Raw genomic sequence first — 6402 nt, forward strand, 5'->3', positions numbered from 1 at the left:
ACGAACACACCGGGCTGAGCAGTTCGAACGCGAGGATGCCGAACTGCGCCACGATCAGCAGGTGCGGCACCTGCGCGTCAGGTCGGCGAGGTCGGTGCCGCGCCTGATGATCGCCCGGGCCAGCACCGAGCCGTTCGCCCGTCCCACCCCGAAGCGGAACTTGGCCCAGGCGGCGAGGAAGTTACGTGCAGATGACCGAGATCTGGGTGACCCGCAGCGCCCAGCCGCCCGCCTCGGTACGGATCGGGTCGCCGTGCCGGGCACAGCCGGGCGGTGGGCAGCACCGGCGAGTGCGACCAGGAGCGCGAACCGGTCGTGGTCGACCTTGCCGTAGCTCATCGCCACGATCATCCACTCGAAGTACAGCGCGAAGACCGTCCAGCCGAGCAGCCGGTGCGCCCGGCCGGTGGCGGCGAGCAGCGCGGTGACCAGCAGCGCCCAGAACACCACTCCGACCAGGGCCGGGTGGGGGGTAGCGGGAGCAGCCGGCCGACGAGCAGCGGCTGGTAGAGGTCGCCGGGAACGTCGACCCGGGTGCGCACCCAGGGGGTGAAGACGACCAGATCGGCGGCGACGAAGAGGTAGACCAGGGTGCGGAGGCGGCGATCCGCCGCGCGGGACCGCCTCGGTCAGCCAGGCGGTCATCCGCCGGTCTCCCAGCGTACGGCGGTCTCGTCGGTCCATCGCCGGTCGGGCGGCCGCCCTGGATGTCGAACCAGCGCACCACGATCCGTACCTCCAGCAGTTCCGGTGCGCCCGGTTGACGTTCGGCGTACGCATCGGCGACGGTCCGCAGCAGGCTCGGGTCGGCGGCGTACCGGTCCTGCTGCCCCTCGATCTCGGCCGGGATGTGGCCGGGCGGCGGATGCCAGTGGCCCTCCTGGCCGAGCGCACCACCGCACCGGAGCGGTCGACGCCCTCGACGCGGGTGTCCGGCGCGGGCGCGTTCGGCGGGTCGGGGTGGAGTACATCCGGAACGGCCGAACGGGAAGTCGTCGTCGGTGCCGCGAACGGTGCCGAAGAGCAACAGCGCCAGGCCGAGCACTGTGGCGCCCCGCCGGACCGCGCGCCCGCGGGCGGTCAAGGTCTCCACATCGTCTGGTGACGTTACGGGAGTGAAGCGTCCGAAACGGTCCCTCTCTCGGCCATTCCTGGTCGGCCGTCCTGCCGGTCGGGAATGCGAACACGCCGCCGGCCGGCGCCCGAGGCGGGCACCGCCGCGGCGTGTTCGAACGTCAGTGGTTGTCTCGGCCAGCTTCTTGCGGACGTCGTCCATGTCCAGCGCCTGGACCTGCTCGATGAGTTCTCCAGCCCGACTCGGGCAGCGCGCCCGGCTGGCGAAGACGATCACGCCGTCACGGATCGCCATGATCGTCGGGATGGAGCTGATGTTGAACTTCGCCGCCAGCTCCTCTGCGCCTCGGTGTCGACCTTGCCGAAGGCGATGTTCCGGTTGCTTCTCCGAGGAGCGCTCGTAGACCGGGGCGAAGCGCTTGCACGGGCCGCACCAGTCCGCCCAGAAGTCGAGCAGGACGATCCCGTCCTGGCCGGTCACCTCGTCAAAGTTGGCCGTGGTCAGCTCAACCGTTGCCATTTGCTCTCTCCGATCACCGGATTGTCGTACGTCCGGTGGAACCTCAGTCCGGCCCTGCGCGGCTGGTCCGACTGTCCCGTCGCGCGGGTGACGAAACGCTGAGCGCCGGACGGTGACCCTGGCCAATCGAACACCATCTGTTCGCGCCGGTCGTGCGGAACGCAAATGCACACCGCACTTGCGTGACGGGACGTGATGGGAGGTTTCCAGGGAGATCACGCTCAGTTTCCGCTACGTCTCGGTAACTTCGGGCTTGACAAGCGTCTATCCGGCCTGCGGAGATCGCCTACCGACCGCACTTCGGTTACTTTGAGTAGTGTTACGAAAAGATAAATGTGACCTCCGTCTCTGCGTGCCGGGTGGTCGTACGGCAGAATTCTTCGCATCAGAGCGTGGGCGGGGGCGCCGGGGGAGCGGGCGGTGAGCGGCGGGCTGCTGGTCGCCGGCACCACCTCCGACGCCGGCAAGAGCGTGCTCACCGCCGGCATCTGCCGCTGGCTGCGCCGCCGGGGCGTCCGGGTCGCCCGTTCAAGGCGCAGAACATGTCGAACAACTCCGCCGTGGTGGTCGGGCCGGACGGTCGGGGCGGCGAGCTGGGCCGGGCCCAGGCGATGCAGGCCGCCGCCTGCGGGCTGGACGCGGACCTGCGCTTCAACCCGGTGCTGCTCAAGCCGGGCAGCGACCACGCCAGCCAGGTGGTGCTGCTCGGCGACGCGGTGGACACGGTCACCGCCGGCAACTACCACGAGGTACGGGCCCGGCTCGCCACCACGGCGTACGCGGCACTGGCCGAGCTGCGATCCGAGTACGACGTGGTGATCTGCGAGGGCGCGGGCAGCCCCGCCGAGATCAACCTGCGCGACGGCGACTACGTCAACATGGGCCTGGCGCGGCGGGCCGGGCTGCCCACGATCGTGGTCGGCGACATCGACCGGGGTGGCGTGTTCGCCTCGATGTTCGGCACCGTCGCCCTGCTCGACGCCGCCGACCAGGCGCTCGTGGCCGTTTCGTGGTCAACAAGTTCCGGGGCGACCGCGGCCTGCTCCAGCCGGGGCTGGACATGCTGCGCCGGGTCACCGGCCGCCCGACGTACGGGGTGGTGCCCTGGGCGCTGGACCTGTGGCTGGACGCGGAGGACTCGCTCGCGTACGGGCGGGTGCTCGGCCGCCCGGCCGCGCCACGGGGCACCGACTGGCTCGACGTCGCAGTGGTCCGGCTGCCCCGGATCAGCAACGCCACCGACGTGGAGGCGCTGGCGACCGAGCCGGGTGTGCGGGTACGCCTCACCGTCGAGCCGGCCGAACTGGCCGCCGCCGATCTGTGGTGCTCCCCGGCACCAAGTCGACAGTCGCCGACCTCGCCTGGCTGCGGGAGACCGGCCTCGCCGACGCGGTCCGGGCGCACGCCGCCGCCGGACGGCCGCTGCTCGGCATCTGCGGCGGCTTCCAGATGCTGGGCCGGGCGATCCACGATGCGGTGGAGAGCCGCCGGGGCACCGTACCCGGCTCGGGCTGCTGCCCGTCGAGATCACGTTCGAGCCGGGCAAGACGGTCCGCCGGGCCGAGGGCACCGCCGCCGGCGACGTGCCGGTCCACGGCTACGAGATCCACCACGGCCGGGTCTCGGCCGCCGACCCGGGCCTCGCGCCGCTGCTGCGCTACACCGACGGCACCGGCGAGGGCGCGCGTCTCGGCAGCGTGTACGGCACGCACTGGCACGGCGCCTTCTCCTCGGACGCGTTCCGCCGCCGGTTCCTGACCGAGGTCGCGGAGACGGCCGGGCGGACCGGCTTCAAGGTCGCGCCGGACACGTCCTTCGCGGCGGCCCGGGAGCGGACGCTGGACCTGCTGGGCGACCTGGTGGAGGAGCACCTCGACACGGACGCGCTGTGGCGGCTCATCGAGTCCGGCCCGCCGCCGGGACTTCCCTTCGTGCCGCCCGGCGCGCCACCGGCGTAGCGGGCCGCTCCACCGGCACTCGCCGGCGGTGACCGGCTCGGACCGCGAGCCTCAGCGCCGGCCGCGAGGGCTCAGTAGCGCACGTCGGCCGGGCGGTCGGACATCGGCAGCCCGGCCTCCCGCCAGCCCTGCACCCCGCCGACCATGTCGGTGGCCTGCCGCAGCCCCAGCGTCTGGAGGCTGGCGGCGGCGAGGCTGGAGCTGTACCCCTCCCGGCACACCACGATGACCTCGCGGTCGTACCCGGTGGCCTCGGGGATGCGCCATTCGCTGGCCGGGTCGAGCCGCCACTCCAGCACCGTGCGGTCGATGACGATCGCGCCGGGCAGCTCACCCTCCTCGCGGCGCTGCGCCTCGGTACGCGTGTCGATCAGCAGCGCGCCGCCACGGACCGCCTCGACGGTCTCGTGCGGGGTGAGCCGGCGGAGACCGGCGCGGGCCTGTTCCAGGAGGGCGTCGACGCCCGGACACATCACGTCATGGAGCACCCCCCGATGATGCCCAGCGCGCCGCGCCGCCGCTCGGCGAAACGGTCCGCCCGGGTCGCAGTTTCCAGCGGACGGGGGAACGTTAGCGTCGGTCGGGTGAACGTCGCGGTGATCGAGACGTACGCCGGGTTGGCCCGCCGGGTGCTGGCCGGTCCGGCGCGGTTGGGGCGTACCCGGCTGGTCGCCGTCGACGGACCCAGCGGCGCGGGCAAGAGCCGGTTCGCGGCGCGCCTCGCGGACGCCCTCGCGGCGCGGGCGGGCGGCGTCCGCCCGCCGCTCGTGCACACCGACGACCTGCTCGACGGCTGGGACGACCAGTTCACGTTCTGGACCCGGCTGGAGGAGCAGGTGCTCGGCCCGCTGCGGGCCGGCCGGACGGGCGGCTACCGCCGGTACAGCTGGGTGCGCCGGCGCTTCCTGGACCGGGTGGTGCCGGTGCCGCCCGGTCTGGTGCTGATCGTCGAGGGGGTGAGCGCCGCCCGCGCGGCGGTACGCCCCGAGCTGACGCTGTCGGTGCTCGTCACCGCGCCGGCCGAACTGCGGTTGCGCCGGGCGCTGGACCGCGACGGTGCGCAGATCCTGCCGGAGCTGCGCCGCTGGCACGCGGGGGAGCGGGCGCACTTCGCCGCCGACGGCACCGAGGCGGCGGTGGACCTGGTGGTCGACGGCGCCCCGGACCTGCCGCACGACGGCGACCGCTACTACGTGCGCGTGGGGCCGCGGCCGGGCTCGGGCGACGGGGCAGGGTAAGGCCAGCATACGATTCCGGTCATGACCACTCCGATCCTCTCCGAGTCCGAGGTGCGGGCCGCCGTCGAGCGGGAACTCCCCGGCGTCCGTGCCGATCTCGAGCGACTCGTCCGCATCCCGGGCATCGCCTTCGAGGGCTTCGACCACTCGCACGTGGAGCGTTCCGCCGAGGCGGTGGCGGAGCTGCTGCGCGGCTGCGGCCTCGACACGCGGATCGTCCGGTCCGGCGGCCAGCCCGCAGTGATCGGCACGAAGGCGGCCCCGCCCGGCGCGCCCACAGTGCTCCTGTACGCGCACCACGACGTGCAGCCGGTCGGCGACCTGTCGCTGTGGGAGTCGGACCCGTTCGAGCCGGTGGAGCGCGACGGCCGCCTGTACGGCCGGGGCGCCGCCGACGACAAGGCCGGCATCATGGCGCACGTCGCCGCGCTGCGCGCGTTCGGCGACCGGCTCCCGGTCGGCGTGGTGCTGTTCATCGAGGGCGAGGAGGAGTACGGCTCGGACTCGCTGGAGCGGCTGCTCGCCGAGCACCGCGACGACCTGTCCTCGGACGTCATCGTGATCGCCGACTCCACCAACTGGGACGTCGGCGTGCCGGCGCTGACCACCTCGCTGCGCGGCATCGTCAACTGCTTCGTGGAGGTGCGCACGCTCGACCACGCGGTGCACAGCGGCATGTTCGGCGGTGCCGTGCCGGATGCGCTCACCGCGCTGGTGAAGCTGCTCGGCACGCTGCACGACGAGGCCGGTGACGTCGCGGTGGACGGGCTGGTCGGCCGCGAGGGCGCCAGCGTCGACTACCCGGAGGACCGGTTCCGCGCCGAGGCCGGCCTGGTCGACGGCGCGACGCTGTTCGGTACCGGGCGGATCACCGACCGGCTCTGGACCAAGCCGGCGCTGGCGATCCTGGGCGTGGACGCGCCGGCCACCGGCGAGGCCCCGAACGCGCTGGTGCCGTCCGCGAAGGCGAAGCTGAGCGTACGGCTGGCGCCGGGCGACGACCCGAAGAAGGCGTACGCGGCGCTGACCGCGCACCTTCAGCGGCACGCGCCGTGGGTGCGCAGGGTGTCGGTGACGTTCGAGCACGACGGCGCGCCCTGCGTCATCGACGCCTCCGGGCCGATGTTCGACGCGGCCCGGTCGGCGTTCCGGACGGCCTGGGACGGCACCGACCCGGTCGACATCGGGGTGTGGCGGGTCGATCCCGTTCATCGCCACGTTCCAGGAGATGTTCCCGCAGGCCGCGATCCTGGTGACCGGTGTGGAGGACCCGCACGCGCGGCGCACGGGCCGAACGAGAGCCTGCACCTGGGCGAGTTTCGCCGGGTGTGCCTGGCCGAGGCGCTGCTGCTGGCCCGGGTGGCGGAGGCCGGAAACCGCGCCTGAGGTGTCGAAACCGTAACTTCGGGGCCGAGTCGGAGTTTGTGGTGTGTCGGCGGGCGGGGTGTTATAGCCTTTCGAACATGCGTACGAACGACGAGATGGAGCGGCTCCAGGCCGCCGTCCGTGCTCTGGGGGACGTCGACGTCTCCGCGTGGTCCGAGGACACGCTCACGAACAGATCGGCGAGCTCTCCGCCGCCCTGGTCACGCTCGACGCGCTGCTCACCCGG

Annotated in this window: 5 protein-coding genes and 2 pseudogenes; 4 read left to right on the plus strand and 3 right to left on the minus strand. The window is 72.8% G+C overall.

Translation table 11 applies throughout. From position 1 onward, the window contains the following. Positions 1–54: 54 nt before the first annotated feature. Positions 55–450 carry a hypothetical protein gene (locus tag KSK32_RS32960; RefSeq protein WP_254186860.1) on the minus strand — a complete coding sequence of 132 codons (396 nt, stop codon included), beginning with the start codon at positions 448–450 and terminating at the stop codon, positions 55–57. A gap of 310 nt (positions 451–760) precedes the next feature. Here KSK32_RS32960 and KSK32_RS34410 point away from each other — a divergent pair, with 310 nt between their 5' ends. Then, positions 761–1105 (plus strand): hypothetical protein, encoded by a 345-nt coding sequence (locus tag KSK32_RS34410; protein ID WP_216927897.1) that lies wholly within the window; start codon positions 761–763, stop codon positions 1103–1105. 246 nt (positions 1106–1351) lie between these two features. On the opposite strand, the pseudogene KSK32_RS32970 reads toward KSK32_RS34410, so the two are convergent. Next, a pseudogene (locus tag KSK32_RS32970) lies at positions 1352–1594 on the minus strand (thioredoxin family protein); the annotation flags it as partial. 1323 nt (positions 1595–2917) lie between these two features. Here KSK32_RS32970 and KSK32_RS34780 point away from each other — a divergent pair. Next, positions 2918–3552 (plus strand): annotated as a pseudogene (locus KSK32_RS34780) (hypothetical protein). Positions 3553–3623: 71 nt separating this feature from the next. On the opposite strand, the gene KSK32_RS00025 reads toward KSK32_RS34780, so the two are convergent. Beyond that, entirely contained in the window at positions 3624–4025 is a 402-nt protein-coding gene (locus KSK32_RS00025) for a rhodanese-like domain-containing protein (protein WP_216927899.1), read from the minus strand. A gap of 111 nt (positions 4026–4136) precedes the next feature. On the opposite strand from KSK32_RS00025, the gene KSK32_RS00030 reads away from it, so the two are divergent. Both KSK32_RS00030 and KSK32_RS00035 read left to right on the plus strand, forming a co-directional pair. Beyond that, a complete protein-coding gene (locus KSK32_RS00030) occupies positions 4137–4790 on the plus strand; it encodes a uridine kinase (RefSeq protein WP_289256500.1) in 654 nt (217 codons plus the stop codon). Between the two features lie 21 nt (positions 4791–4811). After that, complete coding sequence (locus KSK32_RS00035; protein ID WP_254186861.1) at positions 4812–6176, plus strand: dipeptidase; 1365 nt, start codon at positions 4812–4814, stop codon at positions 6174–6176. Positions 6177–6402 lie beyond the last annotated feature (226 nt).

Source organism: Micromonospora sp. WMMB482 (assembly GCF_019038635.1).
Lineage (GTDB): Bacteria > Actinomycetota > Actinomycetes > Mycobacteriales > Micromonosporaceae > Micromonospora > Micromonospora marina.